General features: G+C 40.6%; 36 protein-coding genes. 24 read left to right on the top strand and 12 right to left on the bottom strand.

Going from position 1 to position 24002, the window contains the following annotated elements:
* The first annotated feature begins 13 nt into the window (after nucleotides 1–13).
* Nucleotides 14–517: a hypothetical protein gene (locus AKG98_RS06215; protein ID WP_067042951.1), complete on the top strand. Its 504-nt coding sequence runs from the start codon at nucleotides 14–16 to the stop codon at nucleotides 515–517.
* A gap of 118 nt (nucleotides 518–635) precedes the next feature.
* Nucleotides 636–1508 (top strand): DUF4145 domain-containing protein, encoded by an 873-nt coding sequence (locus AKG98_RS06210; protein ID WP_067042948.1) that lies wholly within the window; start codon nucleotides 636–638, stop codon nucleotides 1506–1508.
* Nucleotides 1509–1553: 45 nt separating this feature from the next.
* Here the strand turns inward: AKG98_RS06210 and AKG98_RS06205 are convergent, their stop codons facing one another.
* From AKG98_RS06205 to AKG98_RS06195, 3 genes are read right to left on the bottom strand one after another with little or no spacing between them, the layout of a single operon-like run.
* Nucleotides 1554–1841 carry a hypothetical protein gene (locus AKG98_RS06205; RefSeq protein ID WP_067042945.1) on the bottom strand — a complete coding sequence of 96 codons (288 nt, stop codon included), beginning with the start codon at nucleotides 1839–1841 and terminating at the stop codon, nucleotides 1554–1556.
* Between the two features lie 43 nt (nucleotides 1842–1884).
* Nucleotides 1885–2424 (bottom strand): WYL domain-containing protein, encoded by a 540-nt coding sequence (locus AKG98_RS06200; RefSeq protein ID WP_067042942.1) that lies wholly within the window; start codon nucleotides 2422–2424, stop codon nucleotides 1885–1887.
* A gap of 44 nt (nucleotides 2425–2468) precedes the next feature.
* Nucleotides 2469–2669 (bottom strand): hypothetical protein, encoded by a 201-nt coding sequence (locus tag AKG98_RS06195; protein WP_157534076.1) that lies wholly within the window; start codon nucleotides 2667–2669, stop codon nucleotides 2469–2471.
* Between AKG98_RS06195 and AKG98_RS06190 the strand changes: the two genes are divergently transcribed.
* Nucleotides 2668–3411, top strand: a complete 744-nt coding sequence (locus AKG98_RS06190; protein WP_067042938.1) for an endonuclease — start codon at nucleotides 2668–2670, stop codon at nucleotides 3409–3411. The two genes, AKG98_RS06195 and AKG98_RS06190, sit on opposite strands and share 2 nt — an antisense overlap.
* A 53-nt stretch (nucleotides 3412–3464) precedes the next feature.
* Here AKG98_RS06190 and AKG98_RS06185 read toward each other — a convergent pair whose 3' ends face one another.
* Nucleotides 3465–4259, bottom strand: coding sequence for a helix-turn-helix domain-containing protein (locus tag AKG98_RS06185; RefSeq protein WP_067042935.1), 795 nt, complete (start codon nucleotides 4257–4259; stop codon nucleotides 3465–3467).
* Between the two features lie 166 nt (nucleotides 4260–4425).
* Between AKG98_RS06185 and AKG98_RS06180 the strand changes: the two genes are divergently transcribed.
* From AKG98_RS06180 to AKG98_RS22850, 12 genes are all read left to right on the top strand, one after another.
* Nucleotides 4426–4629 (top strand): Rha family transcriptional regulator, encoded by a 204-nt coding sequence (locus AKG98_RS06180; protein WP_067042932.1) that lies wholly within the window; start codon nucleotides 4426–4428, stop codon nucleotides 4627–4629.
* Nucleotides 4610–4813, top strand: a complete 204-nt coding sequence (locus AKG98_RS06175; protein ID WP_067042929.1) for a hypothetical protein — start codon at nucleotides 4610–4612, stop codon at nucleotides 4811–4813. The genes AKG98_RS06180 and AKG98_RS06175 overlap by 20 nt, the downstream gene beginning before the upstream one ends.
* Before the next feature lie 13 nt (nucleotides 4814–4826).
* Nucleotides 4827–5345 (top strand): phage regulatory CII family protein, encoded by a 519-nt coding sequence (locus AKG98_RS06170; protein ID WP_067042926.1) that lies wholly within the window; start codon nucleotides 4827–4829, stop codon nucleotides 5343–5345.
* A 10-nt stretch (nucleotides 5346–5355) separates the two neighbouring features.
* A complete protein-coding gene (locus AKG98_RS22170) occupies nucleotides 5356–5493 on the top strand; it encodes a hypothetical protein (protein WP_157534075.1) in 138 nt (45 codons plus the stop codon).
* Between the two features lie 16 nt (nucleotides 5494–5509).
* On the top strand, nucleotides 5510–5773 hold the full coding sequence (locus tag AKG98_RS06165) for a hypothetical protein (protein WP_067042923.1): 264 nt from the start codon (nucleotides 5510–5512) through the stop codon (nucleotides 5771–5773).
* 9 nt (nucleotides 5774–5782) lie between these two features.
* Nucleotides 5783–6073, top strand: coding sequence for a hypothetical protein (locus tag AKG98_RS06160; RefSeq protein ID WP_067042920.1), 291 nt, complete (start codon nucleotides 5783–5785; stop codon nucleotides 6071–6073).
* Complete coding sequence (locus tag AKG98_RS06155) at nucleotides 6070–6456, top strand: hypothetical protein (protein ID WP_067042917.1); 387 nt, start codon at nucleotides 6070–6072, stop codon at nucleotides 6454–6456. The genes AKG98_RS06160 and AKG98_RS06155 overlap by 4 nt, the downstream gene beginning before the upstream one ends.
* Nucleotides 6453–6680: a hypothetical protein gene (locus AKG98_RS06150; protein WP_067042913.1), complete on the top strand. Its 228-nt coding sequence runs from the start codon at nucleotides 6453–6455 to the stop codon at nucleotides 6678–6680. The genes AKG98_RS06155 and AKG98_RS06150 overlap by 4 nt, the downstream gene beginning before the upstream one ends.
* Before the next feature lie 27 nt (nucleotides 6681–6707).
* Complete coding sequence (locus AKG98_RS06145) at nucleotides 6708–7100, top strand: hypothetical protein (protein ID WP_067042910.1); 393 nt, start codon at nucleotides 6708–6710, stop codon at nucleotides 7098–7100.
* Complete coding sequence (locus AKG98_RS06140) at nucleotides 7078–8058, top strand: hypothetical protein (RefSeq protein WP_067042907.1); 981 nt, start codon at nucleotides 7078–7080, stop codon at nucleotides 8056–8058. The genes AKG98_RS06145 and AKG98_RS06140 overlap by 23 nt, the downstream gene beginning before the upstream one ends.
* Complete coding sequence (locus AKG98_RS06135) at nucleotides 8055–10490, top strand: replication endonuclease (protein WP_067042903.1); 2436 nt, start codon at nucleotides 8055–8057, stop codon at nucleotides 10488–10490. Before AKG98_RS06140 ends, AKG98_RS06135 begins: the two co-directional genes overlap by 4 nt.
* Nucleotides 10491–10587: 97 nt before the next feature.
* On the top strand, nucleotides 10588–10722 hold the full coding sequence (locus AKG98_RS22850; RefSeq protein WP_255358614.1) for a hypothetical protein: 135 nt from the start codon (nucleotides 10588–10590) through the stop codon (nucleotides 10720–10722).
* A gap of 95 nt (nucleotides 10723–10817) precedes the next feature.
* Here AKG98_RS22850 and AKG98_RS06130 read toward each other — a convergent pair whose 3' ends face one another.
* The 4 genes from AKG98_RS06130 to AKG98_RS21825 form a co-directional block, all read right to left on the bottom strand.
* The gene (locus tag AKG98_RS06130; RefSeq protein WP_228140222.1) at nucleotides 10818–11543 is read right to left on the bottom strand and encodes a hypothetical protein; all 726 of its coding nucleotides are present in this window, start codon (nucleotides 11541–11543) and stop codon (nucleotides 10818–10820) included.
* 1 nt (nucleotide 11544) lies between these two features.
* Nucleotides 11545–11973, bottom strand: a complete 429-nt coding sequence (locus AKG98_RS06125; protein WP_067042900.1) for a hypothetical protein — start codon at nucleotides 11971–11973, stop codon at nucleotides 11545–11547.
* A 2-nt stretch (nucleotides 11974–11975) separates the two neighbouring features.
* Nucleotides 11976–13073, bottom strand: coding sequence for a hypothetical protein (locus tag AKG98_RS06120; RefSeq protein ID WP_067042897.1), 1098 nt, complete (start codon nucleotides 13071–13073; stop codon nucleotides 11976–11978).
* 155 nt (nucleotides 13074–13228) lie between these two features.
* On the bottom strand, nucleotides 13229–13480 hold the full coding sequence (locus AKG98_RS21825; protein WP_083543894.1) for an ogr/Delta-like zinc finger family protein: 252 nt from the start codon (nucleotides 13478–13480) through the stop codon (nucleotides 13229–13231).
* Between the two features lie 374 nt (nucleotides 13481–13854).
* Here AKG98_RS21825 and AKG98_RS06115 point away from each other — a divergent pair, with 374 nt between their 5' ends.
* Both AKG98_RS06115 and AKG98_RS06110 read left to right on the top strand, forming a co-directional pair.
* A complete protein-coding gene (locus AKG98_RS06115) occupies nucleotides 13855–14109 on the top strand; it encodes a PapB/FocB family fimbrial expression transcriptional regulator (RefSeq protein WP_067042894.1) in 255 nt (84 codons plus the stop codon).
* 237 nt (nucleotides 14110–14346) lie between these two features.
* Nucleotides 14347–15132, top strand: coding sequence for an FRG domain-containing protein (locus AKG98_RS06110; RefSeq protein ID WP_067042891.1), 786 nt, complete (start codon nucleotides 14347–14349; stop codon nucleotides 15130–15132).
* Between the two features lie 205 nt (nucleotides 15133–15337).
* On the opposite strand, the gene AKG98_RS06105 is transcribed toward AKG98_RS06110, so the two are convergent.
* From AKG98_RS06105 to AKG98_RS06090, 4 genes are read right to left on the bottom strand one after another with little or no spacing between them, the layout of a single operon-like run.
* Nucleotides 15338–15787, bottom strand: coding sequence for a hypothetical protein (locus AKG98_RS06105; protein ID WP_067042888.1), 450 nt, complete (start codon nucleotides 15785–15787; stop codon nucleotides 15338–15340).
* Nucleotides 15784–16107, bottom strand: coding sequence for a hypothetical protein (locus tag AKG98_RS06100; protein ID WP_067042885.1), 324 nt, complete (start codon nucleotides 16105–16107; stop codon nucleotides 15784–15786). The genes AKG98_RS06105 and AKG98_RS06100 overlap by 4 nt, the downstream gene beginning before the upstream one ends.
* Nucleotides 16107–17147, bottom strand: a complete 1041-nt coding sequence (locus tag AKG98_RS06095; RefSeq protein WP_067042882.1) for a phage portal protein — start codon at nucleotides 17145–17147, stop codon at nucleotides 16107–16109. The genes AKG98_RS06100 and AKG98_RS06095 overlap by 1 nt, the downstream gene beginning before the upstream one ends.
* Nucleotides 17147–18952 (bottom strand): terminase large subunit domain-containing protein, encoded by a 1806-nt coding sequence (locus AKG98_RS06090; RefSeq protein ID WP_067042879.1) that lies wholly within the window; start codon nucleotides 18950–18952, stop codon nucleotides 17147–17149. The genes AKG98_RS06095 and AKG98_RS06090 overlap by 1 nt, the downstream gene beginning before the upstream one ends.
* 190 nt (nucleotides 18953–19142) lie before the next feature.
* Between AKG98_RS06090 and AKG98_RS06085 the strand changes: the two genes are divergently transcribed.
* The 7 genes from AKG98_RS06085 to AKG98_RS22675 all read left to right on the top strand — a co-directional run.
* Nucleotides 19143–20069, top strand: a complete 927-nt coding sequence (locus AKG98_RS06085) for a GPO family capsid scaffolding protein (protein ID WP_067042876.1) — start codon at nucleotides 19143–19145, stop codon at nucleotides 20067–20069.
* A 17-nt stretch (nucleotides 20070–20086) separates the two neighbouring features.
* Nucleotides 20087–21172, top strand: coding sequence for a phage major capsid protein, P2 family (locus tag AKG98_RS06080; protein ID WP_067042872.1), 1086 nt, complete (start codon nucleotides 20087–20089; stop codon nucleotides 21170–21172).
* An 80-nt stretch (nucleotides 21173–21252) separates the two neighbouring features.
* Nucleotides 21253–22008, top strand: coding sequence for a phage terminase small subunit (gpM, locus tag AKG98_RS06075; RefSeq protein ID WP_067042869.1), 756 nt, complete (start codon nucleotides 21253–21255; stop codon nucleotides 22006–22008).
* A gap of 100 nt (nucleotides 22009–22108) precedes the next feature.
* On the top strand, nucleotides 22109–22612 hold the full coding sequence (locus AKG98_RS06070) for a head completion/stabilization protein (protein ID WP_067042866.1): 504 nt from the start codon (nucleotides 22109–22111) through the stop codon (nucleotides 22610–22612).
* On the top strand, nucleotides 22609–23094 hold the full coding sequence (locus AKG98_RS06065; protein WP_067042863.1) for a phage tail protein: 486 nt from the start codon (nucleotides 22609–22611) through the stop codon (nucleotides 23092–23094). The genes AKG98_RS06070 and AKG98_RS06065 overlap by 4 nt, the downstream gene beginning before the upstream one ends.
* A 3-nt stretch (nucleotides 23095–23097) precedes the next feature.
* Nucleotides 23098–23742 carry a phage virion morphogenesis protein gene (locus AKG98_RS06060; protein WP_067042860.1) on the top strand — a complete coding sequence of 215 codons (645 nt, stop codon included), beginning with the start codon at nucleotides 23098–23100 and terminating at the stop codon, nucleotides 23740–23742.
* Between the two features lie 12 nt (nucleotides 23743–23754).
* Nucleotides 23755–24002 (top strand): DUF2586 family protein (locus tag AKG98_RS22675; RefSeq protein WP_228140221.1); only part of this gene is annotated, 248 nt, incomplete at its 3' end.

Genomic DNA, 24002 nt, shown 5'->3' with positions numbered 1-24002 from the left:
AGAGAGATGATAAGTGCACAGTTATTATTTAGTTCAAATTCTGGAATCTCTGGGGTATAAGAAAATACCTTTGAACAAATCAGGACTTGGAACAGAAGTATTATTCAAAAAAAATAAAGTGGTAAGAATAGGGGTCGATGATAGATATGATACTTTTGCAAAATTTGTCATATCGCAACTTCAAAGCTCAAAACATTACCCTAAGATATATCGGCATGTGAGTTTTATAGGAAAAGCAGGTTTACCGGGAATCTCTGATGAGTTCACTTATACAGAGTTAGAGTTATTAGATGAATTGACAGAGTTGGAAGCTTCCCAGTATAAAACTTGGATAGACACAAATCTACAAGATATTTGGCTAGGAAAAGTTGTAGCAAGTGATCCATACGGCTTATTAGATGAAACTTACCAGCTAGCTAATTTAGCCAAAAATAATGGCTATCTACCTGATTTTTCTCAAGCCAAAAACGTTATGAAAAGAAATGGGACATTTGTTCATATTGACCCTTTTGCATGACAAGCTAATAAACAAAGACAAAAATAGTTTGCTGTTTTCGTTCCTCAACATTTTAGCAAACAATTTTTTCCTCTTTATGAGGAATTAGGCTACAGAAGGTAACTTTAGAGTAATTTATATGACAAAAGAAAAAGTCAGAAATCATTGTAATTCATGTGGTCATAATACCTGGCACGATGTTGAAGGTATGCACTCTTACACTCACAATCCCGATGAATATCATTGTATGGTAGAGCACGCTGTCGTGAAATGTAGGGGATGCGATCTAGTTTCTTTCAGAAAGGTCGTTCATGAATATGATGCTGCATATCCTACTGATGATGGCGAATGGAAAGTCCCATTAACTGTCGATATATTTCCTAAGCAGGATAAAGGAAATCTAGATACTAGATATTTACCCGACATAGTGGATCGTATCTATGAAGAAACCTGTAACGCATACCGTGATGGTGCTCGAACCCTTTCAGGGATTGGATTCAGAGCAACAATAGAAGCCATTTGTAACGATCAAGAAATAAAGGGAAAAGAGCTAAGCACAAGAATTAACAACTTGGCAAGTAAAGGTCTTATTTCAAAGAAAGATTCGATACGTCTGCACTCCATTCGTTTTCTCGGAAACGATGCAGCTCATGATATTAAGACACCATCAAGGAAATCCTTAGACGCTGCCTTAATCATAGTTGAGCATCTCATCACCACCGTCTACATTTTGGATAAAGAATCCAAAGGAAAGCTGGATGAAATTATTCAAAAATTCGAAAAATTTGAAGACCTCTTAACTAATAAACTAGATGGTTATAATTCTGGCGATGAGTTTCCACTTCAGAAGTACCTTGGAAAAGATATACGCTTGCTAAGCGGATCAATCAAATCGGTTGAGTCAAAGCTAGACGAAAAAATTGGTAAGGGTGAGTTTAAATTATTATCATTCGGTAAAAAGGCAAAATATCTCGATTCTTCTGATGAGCTACGTCACTATGTAGTGGCTTAGCATAACAAAGCATTGCTGCGAACAAGCCGCAGAATATGGCGTTGTTCACCCTCGAATATTTGCATAATTACTTTTTATCTTTCGTAACTTAATACGCGTAGCTAGGGAAGCACTACCGCATTTGCAGTAGTGTTTTTCAGATGCTTTAGCTACGAATGCGGTATCACAGAAACTACAATAAAAAACCGCCTCACAAAACGGGTGGCTTTGTAAATAAATATCATCACTTCTTTCTAGCTGTGCTTCTGCTGTAATTTCTTCATCACTTTTAAACCCATCTTGTCCGACGGGATGAATGTGATTCAAATACCACTCGTCGTATCCATTAGGCATAACTTGATCCGTTTAAGTGTATTTATTTAACATGGGTTCTTTCCTATGCCGAATACAGATCAACATTAAGAACATCTTCACACCATTCTGCAAACTCATATAGTTTACTGCCAATTTTAATTTTGGTTGTTATATTGCACGCTTTAAAAGTTCTTGGTGCGTTTCGGGTGAGGCAAATTCCTTTAATATAGAATTCATCATTATCATTAAAACAAACTTCAGTTGGATTTATTGTCCGTCGTAACTTTTCACCATGAAAAGACTCATATGTGAACTCAATGCTTTTTGTGTTACCAGTCCATAGTGTCACCAGATGGCTATCAAAGTCGTTACTTTCAGATTCTTTAGTAGAATGATTACTTTTAGTTATATCTGTTTTAACAATCTCGACTGGTTCTTTTTTAATACCATAGGTTAATAGTACGAACTTTTGCATTGATGGCGTTAATTTTTTATCAATACAATATGCAGACCATTGTTCATCATCATTAATGATGGCTAACATTTTTTCTTTTCTTGCGTTAGCTAAATTCCAAACCTTCGAACAAAATCGACGTAAAAAGTTAGGTTTGCTAGTTGTCATTTTAAATTCCCTTTTGATTAGGCAGTAATAGTTTTAAGTTATAATTATTCTTTTTCCATCGCCAGCACGACACGCCCCAATACAATAATATCCGCTTCTGCAACTGATGTATTACCATCATTCATGGTAATCGTTTTACAAACTAAATGTTGTAAGTGACTCACAAAAATAGAGTTTCGTGCAAGACTCGCTACTTTATCTAGCTCAGTATATAAATCTATTAATACTTTTAATTTGAAGTTCATGATAGAAAAAATACTATTACCCATAACATTATTAGCTCTAACCACTACTATCACGAACGCGACTGGTAATAAAATAATTTATTCATTCAACAAAGCTAAAAAGAACTTGGAACGAAGTGTTTACCAAGATCACAGAGAAACACTTTATTGTGTCGCAAAGTTTGATGGTAAGAAAAATGTATTACCAGCATATGGATTTATCACAAGTAAATATCAAAAACGAGCTAAACGAATAGAGTGGGAACATGTAGTCCCTGCCGAAAACTTTGGTCGTGCATTTAAAGAGTGGAGGAAAGGACACTCACAATGCGTAAGCAGTAAAGGAAAACATTTTAAAGGTCGTAAATGTGCAGAAAAAATCAGTAAACAATATCGTCTAATGCAATCTGATATGTACAATTTATTTCCCGCTATTGGTGCTGTGAATGCATTAAGGAGTAATTATAATTTCTCAGTGCTACCATCAGCTAAATCTAATTTTGGCAGTTGCCAAATGAAAATAGAAGATAGAAAGGTAGAACCACCCATCAATGCAAGGGGCCGCATCGCTCGTTCTTATCTTTATATGGATATTGCATATTCCAAATTTAAGTTAAGTCGGCAGCAACGGCAGTTAATGACAGCATGGGATAAGATGTATCCAGTGAATAAATGGGAGTGCGAACGTAGTCGGCGCATTAAGAAGATACAAGGTAATGATAATAGGGTGGTTATGCAGCGTTGCAAGATTGCGAGGTTGTAATGACCTGGAGTCAATAGGGATTAAACACCTCCTCAAGCAGGAGGTATTATTTATTACTCTTTCTCCATCACCAAAGTTACACGACCCAACACCACAATATCCGCTTCTGCAACTTCAACTGATGTATTGCCATAACTCATGGCTAACTTTTTACCTGGTAAACGCTGTAAACCATTAATAGAAATCGAACCATCGATATCCAATAAATAACGGCCAGAACTAGGGGTTATTTCTTCTGTATTGACAAATAACAAAGAGCCATCAAGATCGATCACGCGAGTAGTGGCCGGAGTTAATCCATATCGTTCCATTGTCACAATATCTAGACTCATCTCTCCAGACTCGTCCAATATACTGTTCGCTATTTTTTCAATAATGAGTTTTTCTTTTAATATCACTCCATCACTTTCAAAAGTATCGCCTTCATCTAGTAACAGCCATCTTAAAGATACGCCTTTAGCTAGGTTAATCCTAACGGCGATTTCAAAAGGAGTCATATTACGGGTATGCCAAGTAGATATCGTTGTTCTTGGAATCCCCAAAGATTCTGCTAAATCAATAAGATTCGTAGATCCTATTATTTTAACCAACTTTTCTGTTATCGCCTTCCCACCATGATAGTCGAAAGGCGGGATTTTTATTTTCGTCATTTGAGTGTTGTATTCCGTCTCGTCATGCGGTTTAGAATCTTTTTGTGCTTTTAAATAAATATCACCTGGGATTTTATTACGAGAACGCCAGGTCCGTATAGTCGATGTTGAAACTCCGAGTGAGTCAGCTAAATCTTTGATTTTAGACGTTTTAGTTAATATTTTTAATTCGTTTAACTGCTCTTCAAAATCAGACATTAAAATTCCCACACAAATACCGTCCCTAAATGGTTGCAATCGATTGTTCATATGACTATTATGTATGGGACGGTTATAGAGGGCCGTCTCATTTTAGCCCATATCTGAGTGCATATAAGGTCAAATATGGGTAAATATTCATAAATTAACCAACAAGGATACCATTATGTCGTCAATTACAATACAGCTCAACGTACCTTATTGCACAAAAAAGAAATATGCCGCCGCAACAGGGCAATCAATAAGCGCTATTGATCAAGCTGTTGCGAATGGAAAGCTACCTATTTGGCCAAAAGAAAGCAAAAACAGTGGCGTACTCATAAACCTTGTCGCTTTGTTCAAGAAAGCCGATGCACAACAATTTGTGTAATCAAGCCAATAACCAACCAGAGATCACTGTAAACGCCCATCAACAAGGGTTTATAGAGGTTTCGACAGGTGTATTCATTGAACCAAGCGTGAATAAACGTAAGCATCGTTTCTCTTTAATCGTTAAAGCAGAAGCGATCATATTCATTTGCGTACTTGGATTGTTACTTAATCATTGCATATAAGGAGATTTTCGCAATGTATGAGTCAAATGAGAGTAAACAGAGCCCAATAGAGTCAGCATGTATTCGGTTTGCAGACATAGAAAACATAGAACAAATTGCAAACGAGTGCGGCATGCGTGGGCAAGTACTGCGTAACAAGTTAAACCCCAATCAGCCACATCAATTAACCGTTAGCGAGTTAATTAAAATCACAACCGCAACTGATAATCACGACATTATCAACAGCGCAATACTCGAAGTCGGACTAATAGCCGTTCGCCTACCCAAAAAAGGTGATTCAAAACCGCTAACACTTAGCGCCATGAGCGTGACAAGTCATACCGGTGAAATAAACCGTCACATCTTAGAAGCCGAATCCGATCGTCGGCTAACCCGAGTCAAAAAAGACCAAATAATCACAAAGGCACAAGACGCTGTTCGTGAGTTGGTCTTTCTTATGTCAGATGTTGAAAACCGCTGCGGTGGTGCAGGGCCGTTCGTGTCCATGTGCGTAGATACAGTATTAAGTGGAATGCCAATACCTGGCATGTAAGGAGATAACAATGGATGAAGAAGTAATTAAATGTTGTGAATGTGGTGATTTTATTGAATCGGACGAACCAAGATCCTTTCATGATTTGTGCAACAGCTGCCACGAAGCTGATGACCCAGAAAAGTTTGAAGAATTCATGAACCGTTAAGCATAGGAGATTATTTATGGAACAAGTAAAAGTCGCTGCTGAGTCAATAGCTCAAATTCGTGGGTTATTTGGTAACAGCCGTATCGGGTCTTTTTATGACAACTTAGATTTTAATATGCGTAAAACACTCTGTTTCGCCGCTGGATTAAAGCAGCACCATGTTGATTTGAAACTTGATGAACTTGACCAGTTAGAAAAAGTGAAGCTACACCGAGCGATCAACTCGCTAGAACCTGTGATTGGCAAATTAGCTGGCCACCCAATAAACGACTTTAAGTAAGGGAATACCATGATTAAACCAAATCCAACAATGAACGATGTGATCAACGAACTAATGTTTATTGCCATCGCCAAACCTGAAAAAGTAAGCGTGTCTGTTCGCTATATTGGCCATGCCGATGCGTTAGAAGTTATCGCAATTGATAAAACCTACTTTAACGGCATGCAAAACCCGAATACCTGGTCAGCGCATAAGCTAATTGATAAAACCATTTATCTCGATGGCTTAACTGCATTTAGGCAAGTCACTTCTGCATATCACGAACTAAGCAACTTGATAAGAAATGAGGTGGTGGCATGAAACGTATTTTAGCCCCTGTTGAAAATGTGCGTTCGGCACTGCACTCACTTGGTATCGATGAAGACAAAGCCGATTGGATTATCGATTTGTTTGAATGCGTTGATGCTGGTCGTAGCGACGCACTTGCAATGCCTTGCTTTCATTTCAACCTTTACGCAACGCTAAAGCAAGAAGAGGTATTGATTACTGTATTTGCCTTTTGGCAAAGCGTGGTGACTTGTTCTGATACTAATTCAACTGAAGAGCAACTTGCCCTAGGCGCTATTCGTTCTGTGTACTTTATGGCGCAAGGCTTAGGCTTAACCAAGTTAGTCGCCTGCATAGAACTGTGGTGGGAAAAAACATTCGATATCCACAATACAACTATCTGGATGGTTGCATGATGTATTTAGCAATAGAGCTGTGTCCAAATGGCGGCATGCGTGAACACCCTAAAACCCACGAACTTCGTACTGTCGAAATAGGCGAATGCGAAACCAAGCAAGATGCCATCGACAACGCTTGCCAACAGCTAGATTGTCGCCAGTTGTTTCGTGGTGTTATCGGCCGACCAAAAGGCAAGGGCGGTTATGTCGTATTAAATGCGCAGGAATATGCGGAAGTATGAATTATTGAGAATAAAAGGATTTTTAAAATGGCAGACATATTTATTGATTTAGACAACGCAGTTTACTCACCAACGGTCGATTTAACGCTACTCGATATCGTTAAGCGCTTAGACAGTTGTTGGTGTGAAAAAGCGACCTGTATTACCCAAGAGTCAGACGGAGATATTTGGTATTGGGATGCCCCAGTTGAAGAGGTCATTCTAGCAAGACATGAAGCAAATTTGGACACCGGGCTAATGCCTTTGGTTGGTTTTAAAAGCTTAGTCCGAAATGTTTATTTTGAAATTGATGAAGAGTCATTTGTTGCTAAAGACTGGAAAACTGCGGTTGTAACGAAAGAGGCATTTCTCGCGCATACCACTGTTATAAAAATTGATACGGACAAGGAGGGCTACGATGCAAGTAAAACAAGAATTTAACGTTGATGAGTTTTACCTAAATGTTAAGCAGTATCTAAACAACGGTATTCCTAATGTTCATTTGTCTAAAGGTTGTATTGGTGAGCTTTGCGTATTTGAAGAAGAGAACGGCAAAGGAATGGCCCTTATCCATATTTGGCAGTCAGAGTTTAATGATTTCTTAGGGTTGAGAAACGAATTTAAACGTCTTGGTGCAAGTAGTATTTATATAACACATACATTGGATGATGAATTTAATTTTATTTGTAATGGTATTTGTGAAGAAGATGGCGTTAGAACGATAACTGTAGGATTTGCAATAGAGAAAAATTGTGAAGCGCTTAGAGTTGCACGCTCAAAAGCATATCGAGATTTCTGGAATATGGCTTATCACGCTGCTCGGTCTGACCAGAACCCACGATTAGATGCGAATGACCACATGGTTAAACACATGATTAAAGCATCACATACCTGTATTAATGAGCATGTGGTTGATTTAGGTGATGCAATGGAAATGGTTGAAGAAGCCATTGGTTTAACTAAATCAGAGTCTGACGCAAAACCACTAACACGTTCAGAGCTACGCCGCTTGGAATTAAAACAAGCAGCTGATAATAAAGCTGAGTGGATTACTGAATATAAAAAGACCTTAGGCAATATCAATATAACAGTAACACCGCAGCAAATATGGAAGACGTTTTATCGCGCTCATCGTCTGGTACGAGCTGGATGTGAAGAAGCTACATCGTTGTGTTATAGCATTGATAATTTAACTAGTGATAACTATTTTAGTGATATGTTGAGTTGTGTCTGCGGTATATTTTTTCCACGGGTAATTCGTAGCGCATCTGATATTCATCGGAGCCATTCTAGGCTTAGTAATGATGCTATTGAGAAATTCTGGAATGCAGGTCCTGGTTATTTACCTAGTTTTGAAAAAAATGACGTGTATGACTATGCAGATGAGATCCCGTTTTGATTGCTGCTGCCAATAAAGCAAAGTCATCACCTGGCCGTAGCACCATTATTGAAATGATTGAAAGCGCGGAGGACTGCAGCAGTAAGCCAGTCAGAATGCCCGCGCTAGGCAAAGCATTCCCACAACCTGAAATGTCGCTAATTGAAAATGCGATGTTCCAGGTTAACCCCGATCTAGAAGACCATCAATGGCGCAAGCAGTTCTTTGGTGACATGCCGCACTACCTTAGTCGCTATTTCGCCGAACGCTATATCAAATCCTTTAACCGCAAAGGCCGCCAATACGCCAACAAGTACTTAAGAAAAACCGTGGGAGAAAAGATTAACCCACGTTTAAAAAAAGTATTAGGGCAATATAACCAGCAGGTTCAATATCGTGATTCTTATACTCACTGTAACGATTTGTTCCGTGAAAAACTGCTCGCAGAAATGGATAAAAGTGAACTTAAAGTATTGGCGCAACAGTTCGCTGATTTCTTTTCTGTACAGCTGGATGAACTAGCTGCATCGCAAGATGAGTCGCAAAGCTATGAAGAGTCCATTATCCAAGTCTTTTGTGACCTACGTGAGATAGGCCGTAAATTTGGTTATACACCGCCTTATGATAAACCCAAATCAGACTTAACAACTGCAGACGCAGAGTGTGGCATTTTACGTTTAACCTGCAATCGTGCCTGGGAAAATAAGTTAAAGACCAAGCGTTCGATAATGCGCGAACACCTTGCTATTGCAGTAGGCCAAGTGCAAAAATCGGCAAGCCCGTATTGTTCGCGTGACTGCTTGCATGAATGGCAGACCCAAAAGCAACGTAACCGTGATTTCATCAAAGGCATGTCGGTCTTTGATGAAGATACGGAAGAAGAAATTGCACTTTCAGAAATGTTCTATAAATCCACTGGTAATCCAGCTATTCGCCGTTGCGAACTCATGGTACGCATGCGTGGCTACGAGAATATTGCAGAAGCAATGGGTTGTGAAGGTTTGTTTCTTACGTTAACGGCACCATCCAAATATCACCACACCCGAAAAAAGGGAGGGTTTATTGATCAGTGGATGGGCAATAGTCCTCGTGATGCACAGCGTTATTTATGTAATGTATGGGCTAAAATCCGCGCTCAATTCAAACGCGATGACATTTCAGTATTTGGTATCAGAGTTGTCGAACCGCATCACGACGGTACGCCACATTGGCATTTACTGTTATTCATGCAACCACAAGATGTAAAACAGGCTAGTGAGGTATTCACTCATTACGCAGTACAAGAAGATTTTAAAGAGCTGTTCCCGTCAATAAATAAGAAAGAAATAGCAGTAGGGCCACCGAACTTACGCACTCGATGTGAGATCGTTGCTATCGATCCTGAACTTGGTTCTGCAACCGGCTACATTGCCAAATACATAAGCAAGAACATCGATGGTTATGCTATGGATGATGAAAAAGATGACGAGACAGGACGCGACCAAAAAGAAATGTCGGCAAATGTAACTGCCTGGGCAAGTCGTTGGCGTATTCGTCAGTTTCAAGCGATTGGTGGGGCACCTGTTACAACGTATCGGGAATTACGCCGTTATGCGAATAATGACGTTAACGCATTTAAAAGCTACGTTGCGTTGCTCAATTCAAAACAGCAATACAATCTATTTACTGAGCTATTCCCAGACCAAAATGCTTACTTTGTTGGTCCTCAATTAGACTTTCAGGGGCCACGTTTAAACTATTCAGCAATGAATCAGTTACAACGCTGGGAAGTGATCACCTGCAAATATAAAGCTGAATTAAAAACAGAAACGGATAGTGCGTCGGCCGCAATGAAGTGTGCCGACAAAGGTGACTTTGCAGGTTATGTAATGGCGCAAGGTGGTCCATTCGTGAAACGTAAAGATTTACTTATTCGTAATGATTACGACGTTACCGAAATGGGTAATGAATACGGTGAATACGTTGGTAAGATTCAAGGCTTCCAAGTTACTGATGAAACACCGGTTAAGACTCGTCTACGTAACTGGGTAATCCAGCGCAAGTCTCAAGGGTTGCTCGATAGTGAAGTGATCACCAGTAGCACCGCAGGTGCTGAGGTTTTAGATGGCCCCGCAGGGGCTCCTTGGAGTTCTGTCACTAACTGTACGCGCTCCCCAAGCGGCAGGTTAAATACTGGAATTAAAGCGCTTTTGAAAAGGCGCGGTATTCATTTAGATGACCACCTGGTCAATGTTATGGAAGAGGGGGCCCAAATCAGAGTTGATAAGGACCACATTGTGAAATTGAGGCAGGGCTATTACGCTGAGAATCTATATCACCCGCCCGAACTTATCGATGTTAAGCCAGAAGAACCTGAGGTTTGGGATGGTTGGGATAGTCCTGAAACTGAAATTAAAGATACATCCAATTACATACCTGGTTGGGAAGACTGGGAAAGTTGGGACTGGGGCTAACCTATTGTATATATGACCACATGGTGTGAAATACCTCTATTTACTACCCCTTAAAACTACTGTATTCTTATCCAGTGGTTTTTTGTTGAGGTCCGTTATGAAAGTGTTACAGGAACGTGCTAAAGATTTTGTTGTTATCGCGGCTGCACAGGATACATTGAATGATAATACCGATGTTGTGCTGTTTTTATTGATGTTGATATCTGAAATACAAAACGAAGACGAAAGCTAGCGATACCAGGAACATCAACTATAGGGAATGTGCTTTATGAACAGGCTGGATAAGCGCCATCAAATGATTGTTGGCGCAAGTCTAGATATTTAATATTACTGAGAAGGGGATGATGCCGGGCAACACTTTAAGCAAGTGTGAGCACATTTTTTCTTTTTTCTAGCGCTCTTATCTGTAGCATTGTCAAATAATGATATGACCTCATGTTTTACAACGAACACTTTATCGCTTTGGTGGTGGCGATGTGAGGTTACAAATGAGCGATCATTTTCGGAGTCAAGATTGATACTGTACTCTTTGCTACTCGAATCTTTATCAAAAAAATATTTTTTCCACGCCTTTAATACTTCATGCGGAGCTTTGTCTTTACAATATATTAGTAATGATCCTTGCTTTTGTATTCTAGAGGCTGTTGAATAGCGATCAACCAATTGGCGAAAACCTTCCATTATGTGAGTATTGCTATAATCAATCTTGGCTTCAGCTAACCAGAGATATCTATTTTGATAGTTACTTGTAATATCACAGTTTCCACCATAGCTTGCTTCGTGCTCACAAGTTTCACCAAGAAAGTTTAATGCATTAACAATTTCAATGGTTGTTCTATCTTCAGTATCATGTTCTCGATGAATTGGGTGTAGTTCAATTCGTTGGACAATCTTATCTAGGAGGCTATGAATATTATTAATAAAAGATGTAAAAGAACCTTTAGACATCTCACTCTGAAATGCCGCAGTGGCATTTGGTAGAAACATTTCATACTCACCTGATAATATTTTATCCAGAGTTACTGTCGCTAACATTTCATTTGGTAGTTTCAAGTCAAACGCCCTCTGTAATGGCATCAGGTTTTAAGCTAAAGGTAATAACTACATCTGTTTCATATCTAAAGATTTGTTCACCAGATATAGGATGCACTAGAAAACCGTCACTACTAGCTTCTAGAATCTCTTCGGCAGTTAATTCGAATGTCTCACTTTCATCTATATATTCATAATTAGTTGATAACACATTAATGTGAGGATCTAATAGATAATTAATTGATTTGAGTATATTTTTAGAGAACCCTTCGTAGCTGAAATTATTCACACCTCTTCTTACAATATTATTAAAAGTGGTTAATGATGATTTTGAATCGATATATAGTTCTGGAGAAATAACAAATTCATCAAAAATGCACAACAACACAGGCAGTGTTGTTGTACCTGCCCAATCATTCATGATTCGTTGTCGTAGGTTAGCTGGCTTCATAGCTACGCACACTCAGTTTCTTCGATTTTAGTCATGCAGGCATTCATCGATGCGACTAATTCTCGGTAATCCTGCTCGTTAATACAATTTGAAATAATAGCATGATTGAGTGTAGCAGTTGATGCGCCAATTAACATTTTGACTGTTCCGGGGAGGTATAGCTCTGATTCATATGATACTTTCTTTAATTTTTTGTTTTTTCTGATTGCAATCCTAAATACATCGATTGCTTTTACTTTTTCTTTACCCGCTTCGTGGAAAACCTCTTTCCTAAGATCTTTGTTTGATGCTCTAGTTCGTTCATGATGAGTTACGGAACCCACCTGAAAACCTAGTTGGCAAACTCTATCCATGGAGTGTTCATAGATAGCTGTTACAAAATTAAATAAATTAAAATTATGTAATTTTATTTTATCCAAACCTGGTAAATTTCTTACTTTATTAATAAATGCTGTTTTTAATTTAATAAATGAATCTTCTAATTCATCAGAACTTAAACCGCTTGCGGTGTCGAGTCTATACTCGATAGTATCCTCTAATGTATTGATACACACTATATCATAATAGCGTTTTTCAACGATTTTTTTTGCTGATATATCGTGGAGGTAGCTTGGGAATGTGAAGTTAGCATTAATTGATGATAAGTAGTCTGAATCGACTCTTACGTGCTCCGTTAAGCTTTTAAGAGCCACAAAGTAAAAATAAATAGAGTCGCCAATAATAGCTAAATCTACTAGTTGGTGCTTAGAACTAAGGTGTGATTCCTTGCTTGGGTCCCTGTATGGGTAATTTATCAAATCAGGGTTTATATCGAGAGGAATACAGTCTAAGTTTTTGGTCAGTTTATCCAATGATACGGGGCTGATTTTGTTAAACATCACCGTTTTGTCACCAAAACGGAGATATTCGCAATAAAGGTTAAATAAACTTTGCTCTGTTGCGTCAGTAAACAAATCTTGCTCAACGAGACTTAATAGTTTTAGCCTTGTGAATTTAACTCCTTTGGATATCGGAAGATCTAAAGATTTTAAAATAGCCTGGAGTACTTTCCATGGCATTCTTTCACAAATCGTATCAATTAATAATTGTTTATTACTCATATTATCTCGCAAACCATCAGTTGAATGTAGAGCTGACGTGTTATAGGTAAATTGGCATGATGAGATCGTAATATATATTAATAAATATAAATGTATACCTAAACACATAATTTAAAAGAAAAATGTACAATATTTAACATGTGTTAAATATTGCTTTAGGCTGGGAGCAGTTGTAGCTGTAACTCTTTGAGTTGTTCGGGCGTCAACGCTCTAACCAGACTGACCGCCATCTGTGACGTTATTTTAGCTGATGGACTCAACGTATGACTAAAACTAAGATTCATCACAAACGAATGACCACACTCCGCATTATTACAACTGCAATATAAATCTGTGTAGCTATTCGAAATTCTATTCGTTTTTTGTATACGGCTTTTAACGCCACAGTCTGGGCAAACTACTCTCATAACATATCCACTCAATTCACATACTGACCTGTAAATTATACGATATTTAACTGTTGTTTTATACAGTTGTATGACATGTTCGTTATAATACATAGACATCGTAGATAGCTAGGGAAAACATTTAATAGTGCGCGTGAGCCCTCGGTAAATTCACTCCTCTTCGCCTACCGCGTTTTCGCAATTTTTTTACGTTTTTGACACAACGATGGACACGCTGATATTGCTCAAGCCTTATCTAGAAAGGATCTCAACGATCATTTAAAGATCGCTAATGTCAAAGTCGTGACAGGTGTTGTCACATAATGACAGACCACTCAGGTTTATCTAAGCGATAAACATCAATCCGTCCCAATCAGTTAAGTGATGTTAATTTTATGAAGTTTTTAACGAAAGGTTTAGAGACAGAAGAACGAATCAATCTGCTTTTAAAGTTAACCAAAATTGGTAGTGAGAATATTAAAATCGCGTTGGTTGACCATTTAACGAAGGGCCTCACCGAAAATGATGCCGCTATGCTGAATGGTGTATCACAGCAAAATTTCAACCGAGCATTAAAGCGGTTGAATACTGTGGCAGGCGTTGTTGAAAAGGTAAAGGAATTAGATTGGAATAAATCAGGTTACATCTGATTATTAAGAAGTATTTAGTTTTTATATTGAAAATAGTTTAAAGTGTTTTCTTTGAGTTTATACAGACGCCTATATAAGTAGACTGTTAGTTAGAATAGAGTGAAAATATAAAATTCTAACGGACTAAAGTTGGCTTTATTTTGTTTTTTCTGGCGAACTCAACAATTTAAAAGGTATTTTACTTAATTCCGTAAAATACACTGTTATAACTCACACTACATTCTTGGAGTTTATTAGATGAGTAAATATTCAGTTTCTTCAGTTGCGGAATATATTGGGTTAATAGAAAAAATAAATCTTAATCAGACCCTGTGGTTTCGGGGTGTTTCGAATGTTTCCTATAAGCCACTACCTGGTGTGGTCTGGCAAAATGCGATGAATTCTGAAGGCGCAATGGAACATGATTTCTTAGTTGCTTTTAAGTCTTATACTGATCGACATGATTTAAATAGTTGGGAAATCTATGCAATGATGCAACATCATGGGTTACCAACAAGACTACTGGATTGGTCAGACTCAGCGCTAGTCGCTCTCTATTTTGCACTAACATCCGAGCCACAACAAAATAATAACCGGGGAATTTGGGTCTTGAAGCCTTCAGCGCTAAATAAGTTGAGCACTGGTAAAGGTGAATTGTATTGCCCTGCGGTTATAAAAGCTTCTGAGTTCGAAGTTACAGAGGGAAAAGTTATAAGCTTTAACAAATATTTACCACCAAACCTGACGCTAAATGATGGCGGCTTACAATATCCTCAATTTCCTTTAGCGATAAATGCCTCGAAACATATCAAAAGGATAGCTAGCCAAAGAGGTTGTTTTACTGTACATGGCTCTGATCCGCGAAGTATCGATCAGTTTCTGAGGGAGGATGAATGTTATTTTATCGAGATTGTTTTGCCATTAAGTGAAGCTCGTCTTCAAATGATATCAACATTAGATTCCATGGGAATTGATGAAGAATTTATTTATCAGGATTTAGACTCGCTTTGCACCAGAATTAAAAGGCGATGGTTAAAAAAATAGAGAGATAACAAATTCGTCAATACGATTTATTATATTCAGGATACTAGCTTCTTTTAGTCTCAGTGTTTTAAGTGGTAAATTCAGGTATGGTCTGCATAGTAAAACGTATGATTTAGGCGTTAATCTCAATTTAGCCATATTTTATGTAAATCGAACAGTGAAGCTACTACAAATTAATAGTAGCTTGCCTTTATTTACTAAAGGGTTAACCAGCCCCTTTAGTATTCTTACTCCCCCAGAATGCCCGGAACAACCGCATTAACCCCAACGTTGATACCGCAATACCCACAATCACAAATTCAAAGTACCAGGGCGCGCCTTTATAACCCATCGCCTGCCAACCTGCCGCCATATACGGCTGCAGCTGTGGTATAAAGTGGGCAATGAATAATCCTAAAAACACAGTAATAATGATTTCATCCATTATCGATTCGCGCCGGTTCTTCAACACCTGCAGATCATAATCAGCATCGTTACCTTCCTGGTTCGCTAACCGTTTGGCTTCAGCATCCAACTTGGCCAACTTAAGGTTACCTTCTGCAGTCGCAATCGATGCCGCCATTTCTGCTGCAATACGTTTACGCTCTCGATAGCTACCCGATAAATCCGCAATCGGTGCTGAAATAAAACTAAATAACGAAGTAAGCCAACTCATGATTTATTCCTCATAATAATATCTAAAAAGTGCTTAGGGTCTTTTGATACCGCTTTCGCTAGGGCATTTAACCCCGTTAAAATATGCGGCGCTACATACGCTGCAATACCAATAATGCCAGTCTTCAACCCTTCATCTAATCCAAGCCAACGACAAAAACTGTCCGCAATGTACGCCGACAAAATCGCCATCAACACCGACATAAAATAATGAAAAAACGTAATTCGGGTACCAGACATATACATTTGTGTTGCGGCGGCCAATAACGACAACAAACACAGCTGCCCCCATTGCCTTATAAAAACAATCAGTTCTTCCATCAGTCTTCACTCCTCGGGTTTAAGTCGGAATACGCTGGCTCTGCAAATTTAATATGCAGCGCAGCAGGTAAATACTCGTTAATTTCCAGCATGTCCTGCTGCATAGGAACCACTTCATTGTTGTAATAAGCCCGGGTGATTTTATCCAAATCACCAAAGCCCGGACTATCACCCGATGTTTGACCGCTTAACGCTTCCTGGGCGCGGTGCATACTCAACATATCGTTTAACGTCATCTTCTTAATGCGCTCAAATTCATCCTTGGTCGATATATCACCCACCGGAATAATCTTAATAGCCTTCTCAGCGTCAGCCTTACCACTGCGGTTATTAATAAATAAACTGCGGAAGTTACCCACACCGCGAGAATCTTTGATTGCTGCTTTCAAATCATTTTCATCATCGGTCGATAAATTGGGATCTGCCATCGAGAAGATAAACCCCATATGTGCGCCGTTCTTGTAATACTTACGGCGGAACAGGGTGGCATCTTCGTTTAAAAGCGCAGACTGAATACCGCCATAATATTGGGGAATACCATAGATACCCTGGTTAGGGTCGTATTCTTTTAGGTGAATAACTTCCCCTTTTTTAAACCGCAGCACCTTGCCATTACTTAACCGCTGTGCATAAACACCAGGTGTTGAGGTATAGCGCATCGATAACGCAGGTAAATGCCTTAACTTAATCACATTACCGAAGGTATTTTTAATTACCTGCAGGTACGCATTCGCCGCCCAACAATAATCAAACGCAAACTTCTTAAAGGTGCGCCGCGTTAATAGCGAATTAGGCTTAAACCATTTCAAAATCATATTGCGTTTAAAATATAAAATAGGACCATGTTGGGCATTAACACGCAGCAGTTTAATCAAGCCCGCCAAACTCACGGGCGGTGAATATAGACCGTCCATGTCAGCGTAAAGCCCGATGTATTCAGTCATGCGATTATCTAAACACGGCTCAGGGTCGCCAAAGCTAAACGTATCGATGGATTTGTCTTTCACCGGTTCTGCTGTCGTACTCTTAGTTGAATTCATTATGCGGCATCTAATCCTATTGACGTTCTGGTGCTCGAGCTGTCACCAGATAATGGTTCGTAAATCATGGCGTGCATGATTGCCCAGGCAATATCAGCATGGCCTGTTGCTGCAGTGCGGTTGGTTGCATAACTAATCTGGTCACCAACTACCTTTTTGCGAATATTAATAAAGCTGCTGGCAACCATCACCGAATTCTCATCGAACTCAAAACGCTTCTTGCCAATGACATTAAGCGCCTTAATCACCATCTTGTTTTTGTTGTGCGGGTTGTAATGAATCGGCATCGCCAGAGGGAAGAACTTTTGTATTAGTTCAAACACACCCAAGCCCATACCAGTTGTATCAACACCGATATGCACAACATGATATTTAAGGGTGAGTTCTTTAATTTCACTGGCCATGGTTTCAAAATCGTTACCACTTAAATTAAGTGATTCCAATAACCGGAACTTATCGTCAGGGCCAAGCGGTAAACTCAAGACCACGACCGAGGCAATGTCTCGCGTTCGCGCAGGGTCAAAACCAATCACCACCGGCTTCATGGCATAAGGGCGTGACCAAGTTGGGTCAAAGTCAGTCCATTTCTTGCTATTACCGACACAGGCCATCAGTTGTTTAAGGCTAAACGCACTGTGGGCATCATCAATAAACTTGCACATGAAGAGGTTGTTAAACTCTTCGGTAGAATACTCATTTTCCAGAATGCTAATATCAATGCGGTCAAAGCCTTGTTTCACCACATCATAAACATTGAGCTTTTGACGCCAAATACCATCGTCACAAAGCAAGCCATGCTTTAAAGTTTTGTGGCTAACATCAATGGCAAACTCGGGATCATTACAGGCCTTAGTTTTTCGGTACCAGCGACCATTCCACAAATCATAAGCTTCATGGCTAGTCACCGACGGCGTACTAAAATAGGTAATACGAAAATCTTTATGGGTCGCCATTGCCTGGGCAAGACTACGTAACTCTTTAAACTTCGGGATCCAAAACACTTCATCAATATACAAGTCGCCAGACGCCGATTGTGCAGTACGGGCATTGGTTGATTTGAAATACAGAGTTGTCGTCTTGCCTTTGTTGCGCATGGTCAGTGGTGAGCCGCTTAGCTCAATACCAAACTGTTCACGACATAAGGCAATAATATTGGCCTTGAATATCTCTGCCTGGTCACGTGATGCAGAAATGAAGATCTTATTACGGCCATTCACCACAGCATCATAAAACGCCTCAAACGCAAAATAGAAAGTCGCGCCAATCTGACGCGGCTTTAATATAAAACGGCTACGGTAATCTTGATGTTCAAACCAGTGTAATTGGTGCGGGTAGAGCAGGTTGTCTTTGAGTGTATCCAGCATTTCCTTGGTGATACTAGACACATCATTCTTAATCTTCTTCTGACGTTTCTTACTTTTACTAGTTCGCTCACTTGCCTGTTCATGTTGGGGATCAGCCGCTGCAGGCGCATTACCGTATTTCTTCGTTATACCGGCACTGGGCAAGCGTGACTGATTTAACGCACATTGCTGTTTGGTCAGGAAATCCAGTTCTTTATAGTCCGCTTCACTTTTAACGTCGCGATCAGCCAATAACACAATACGTCGTGCAATCGCAGTCTCGGCATTAAGCGACGGGCACAGTTCATTCCAGCTGCCATCATCCGCCCAACGTCGTAATGACCTTGCACTTGGCATACCGTCAATTTCTGAAATCTCATCAAACGTCAGCCCACCAAAAACATAATGGTCACGCGCCGTTTTAATCATTTCGGGTGTATATCGGGGAGTCCTCGGTTTCATAACTGGCCTGTTGGTAAGAACAAGCGACAAGTTTATAACCCTAAAACACGTAATTCTTTAAGAAGATTTCCGTGTTATTCCGCCATCGTCAAGATCGGAACTTAGCGGATTTAATGTGATGGATTAAGGCCTATTCTGCGGGCAAAATTGGTCTCACTTAGATTCACTTTGACATTAAACAGGAAACAACATGGCTCAGTTACGCACAATTCCACTTGCCATTGCCGCCATGGGGTTAACGGTAGATGGTCGCGAAATATCAGAAAAAGATATCGACGATATTGTTACCACTTACAAGTATAAAAAGTACGGCGCACGCATCAATTTAGACCACGAATGTAATTGGTCGGGTTGGGCGGCAAAGAATTTACATGGCGTAGAACTTAATGGCGGCATGCTCGGTGATGTGATTGCCTTAAGCACAGCTAAAAATGAAGACGGTATTAAAGTCTTATATGCCGTGTTATCGCCGAACGCATCATTTGTGCAACTAAACCAAGCTGACCAAGCCGTATATTTCAGTATCGAAATTGACCGTGATTTTATGAAGTCAGGGCAAACCTATTTAACTGGGTTGGCCGTGACGGATTATCCCGCCAGTACCTACACCGACCGCATTCACTTTGGTCAGCAAGACAAAGACAACACTAATCATACATCTTCAGATACTGACCTATTCAAGGTGTCATTAGCGTTAGATGAAGCGGCCAAACCCACCAAGAGCCTGTTTAAACAACTCTTTAATTTTAAAAAGGACAATGACGATATGACCCGCGAAGAACTTGCCGCAGCAATGACCGACGCGCTCGGTGAACCATTGCTTAAATTTAGCCAAACGCTCGAAGCAAATACCCAAGCAACGCAAGACTTACTTGCTAAGCAAAATACGACCACAGCACCGACAGATGATGTGAATACGGGTACCGAAGCAGACACAAGTACAGGTGAACCAACGGCTGAATTCTCGGCTATTGATGGCAAGGTTAATGGCTTGGTTGAACAAATTGCAGCGCTGACTAAAACCGTGAACGATGCAATCAAAGACCCAGCATCAACAACCACTGATGGTGAAGAAGAACACCTTGGTGAAAATGCCAAATACCACAACCTTCTTTAGCAATAGGAACCAAATTAATGAAGCTTAAAACAACACAAGTTTTTGCCGCGGTTGTGTCTGCATTGGCTGTCAATTACGGGGTTGCCTCCGTATCTGAACAGTTCAGTGTCGAGCCGTCGATTGAGCAGACGCTATATGACCAGGTATATCAAAGTGCAGAATTCTTACAGCGCATTGATACACAAATGGTCGATGATTTAGTCGGCAGTTCAATTACGGCAGGTATCAGTGGCGGTGTCACTGGTCGTGCAGGCGTTGAAACGGATGAAACTAAAAGTCGTAGTACCAAAGACCCACTGGGTTTAACTGACCGTGAATACCGTTGTTATGCGGTTGAATGCGATACCCACATTACGTGGCAACGCATGGACATGTGGGCCAAGTTCCCAGACTTCCACAGTCGTTTTCGTGCTCACGTTCGTCAAGCCATTGCACTGGATATCATCAAGATTGGCTGGAACGGTACTAGCGCTGAGAAAGTAACGGATATCGCAGCATTCCCCATGATGGATGATGTGAACATCGGTTGGTTCCAGCTGGTTCGTCGTGACAATCCCGCCAATGTGTTTGCCGATGGTGAACAAAAAGACGGTGAGATCCGTATCGGCGCAGGCGGTGATTATGAAAACCTTGATCAAACCGTGCATGATTTACTACAAGCCATTCCAGCCCATAAGCGCATTGGTTTAGTCGCCATTATTGGTGATGAACTGTTATCCAAAGAAAAGAACAAGCTCTATGCCAAGCAAGCCCATACCCCGAGCGAAAAAGACAAGATCGAGTTAGAGCAGATCATTGAAACATTCGGTGGTTTGAAAGCGTATAAGGTGCCGTTCTTCCCAGAGCGCGGCATCTTAATCACCTCGTTCGATAACCTTTGTCATTACGTGCAATCAGGTTCAACGCGCACCTCGATTGAAAACAACGCCAAGAAGAAACGTGTCGAAGATTATCAATCACGTAACGATTGTTACTACATCAACGACATGGAAAAGATCGCATTCTTTGAAGCTAGCAGCATAAAGCTGGATAAGGTCAAAGACCCTGCCGTGGCAGCCGGTGATTTTGACGCGGATAACCCTGCGCACTGGGTTTGGTCTTAACCGATTTTTAATCAGTAGATGAATCAAGTACTGGCTTATCACGGTAAGCCAGTTATTTACCAAGCAGAGAGTTTTTTGAAATGAGCATAGTAAAACGTAATCAGCGTAAAACCCATGCCGCTATTATCGATGTGGATTTGGCAAGCGACCTTATTGACCAATTTGCCGATCCAGCAAACCGAGTTGGCAAGTTAGTCCCAATAGAATCAAGCCGCACCGAAAGCATCATGGACGAGTTTGATTTTTTCAAAGTGGCAATGGATTCAGACCTTGTTCAACTTAAAAAGTTTTCGCACATGGAAGACAAGCTTGAATACAAAGCCAAGGCCATTGAGAACCATCAATACCTGGATTATTTACGCCGCTATCAAACACAAGGTACAGACCACCAGAACATGGTGTTGGCTTGGGTGGTGATTTGGCTTGTTGACCTTGGCCACTGGAAAACCGCCTTTGACTTTGTACCCTTGTTAGTGACGCAAAACCAACGTTTACCAGGGCGCTTTAGTACCCAAGATTGGCCGACCTTTTTGATAGACCAACTCTATGACGAAGGCGCTAAACACTTAAGCCAAGGCCGTGACGCAGTAGAGCGCAGTCAAGTGATTCACTTATTTACCCAGTTTATCCATTTGCTCGACACGCACCAATGGCGGTTAAGTGAATTGATAGGCGGCAAGTTATACGCCATGGCTGCAAAGCTAGAACAAAGCGTATTTAACCTGGGCAATGCCTATACCTACGGCACCAAAGCAACCGCGTTAAACGACAAAGCGGGCGTTAAAAAGATGGTCAGAGAAATCGCCAACACCATTGGTAAAGAAACCGAACTTTAGTTTATTGGCAGTCTTTGTAAAAAGAATTGTAACAACTCTCGCGCCACCGGCTCGGCTGCGTTGGACTTATTCACAGTAGTGAAATGGGCTCCTTATCGCAGTGGCCAGAGCCGACCTATTAGAAGTGAGTAATGTGATGAATTTAGCGGGCATGCCACACGCACAAGTAAGCAATGAAAATGTAGCCAACAACGGCTTTTATCCAGACCTTGGCACTGCTGAATTTATCACTGATTACGCGATAGCGACGGAGTACGCCAACAACATCGAACAGGTTAAGCGAACATTAGTACTCGCCATGCTCGATGTTAACCAAGCACTGGCAAGGTATCGATTACGTCATTGGCAACAGATCGAACAGTTACAAGATGTGAGCGTTGATGAAATTAATGGCGTGAATACATTAATCCTTATGTACCAACGCGCAGTGTATTGTCGCGCTAAGGCCAAGTTGTTAATCAGCCGTCTAGGTGAAACGCATCGCGACCAACGTGCAGCACAGCAAGTGATGGCCAGTGACAATCAAGAATACTGGTTAGCAGAAAGCGATACCGCCTTACGTCAAATGATGAAGGTAACGCGTTCAGGTGTTGAATTGATATGAGCCAAAGCAAATTACAGCGTTTAGTGCAGTACCTGGTATCGGCCACTTACAAGGGACGACATTTAGCCAGGGCTGGCGAGTTTGATAGTTGGATTGAAGGCGGACGTATTGAACACGCCAGTAAACGAATAAACGGAACAGGATTGCTCGCCGCGCGTTTTTATTACAGTGGTGTGATCAGCATTAACCCATGCAATGCGCCTGTTGAATTGATCGCAACCTATGTGAGTTTCTGGTTAATGACAAATGCAGAGAAAGACGACAGCCATGATGTGGAATTTAGCCTGGATATTAATGACGATAACAGTGCTGAAATCGAATTAACAATCGAGCGGTTCGCAGAAGATGTGATGCTAGTTGAAGACATGAACGGGCCGTTTGAATTGGAATTTCAAGGCGAAACCAAGCGTTTTGATTTTGGTGAACAGAGTCTTTGGATTGCAGCTGCATTTGAATTAGATGCCGAGTGTGTGGCGAGGTAGAACATGCTTAGTCTTGGTATCTCCACTGATAACGCGTTAAAGCAATTAGACCTGTTAACGCTCGATGCCAATAAGCGTCGCCGTATTTTACGCGGTGCTGGTCGACAAGTTAGGCGAGATACCAAAGCCCGATTAAAAGGGCAGAAAGGGTTATCCGGTACCAATTGGCAAGGCCGCAGTGATGGTCGTAAAAAACGCATGTTAAAGCGACTGGGTAAAGGTATCCAGGTACACACCACACCCAATAACGCGAAAGTTACCTTTGGTAATAAACGGTTAGGGCAAATAGCGCGAGTTCACCAAGAAGGGATCACATTAACGCAAACGGCTAAGCAGGCAGCGAAAGACAATGGTACCCCTGATTACCGTGGTAAAGCGTCACGCAGGCAAGCTAAATCACTGCGTGACAGTGGTTATAAGGTCAGAAAGAAGCGCGGTAAAGGCTGGAAAGCACCGTCGCTTAAATGGATAACCGAGAATATATCCGTGGGACAAGCTGGTTTGATACTGCGTATTTTACGCGGTAACAAAAAGGCTAAATCCAGTTGGGACGTTAAGTTACCAGCCCGTTCGTTCATGGGCCAAAACAGAAATGAACAAACAGAGTTAAAAAACTACATGTTGGACGAGGCATTTCGCCTCCGCTAAAAAGGTAAATATATGGCACAGGGCAAGGTTTTAGTTACCGCATTAAATACGGGTAGCGGAGCAACAAAAGAAGTGGAACGTTCAGCATTGTTTATCGGTGTTGGTACGTTGAACATAAACAAAATAGTCCCCGTTAATGCGCAATCTGACTTTGATGCATTGATATCAACAGCTGATTCAGTATTGAAAACACAATTAACAGCCTGGATGCGTAATGGCGATGCCTTGGTGTCTGGTTGGGCTATTCCTATCAATCCAGG

It is taken from the genome of Moritella sp. JT01 (assembly GCF_001574435.1).
In the GTDB taxonomy this organism is placed as follows: domain Bacteria; phylum Pseudomonadota; class Gammaproteobacteria; order Enterobacterales; family Moritellaceae; genus Moritella.
Note: the sequence above shows the minus strand (reverse complement) of the source record. Positions and strands in the feature narration are given on the sequence as shown.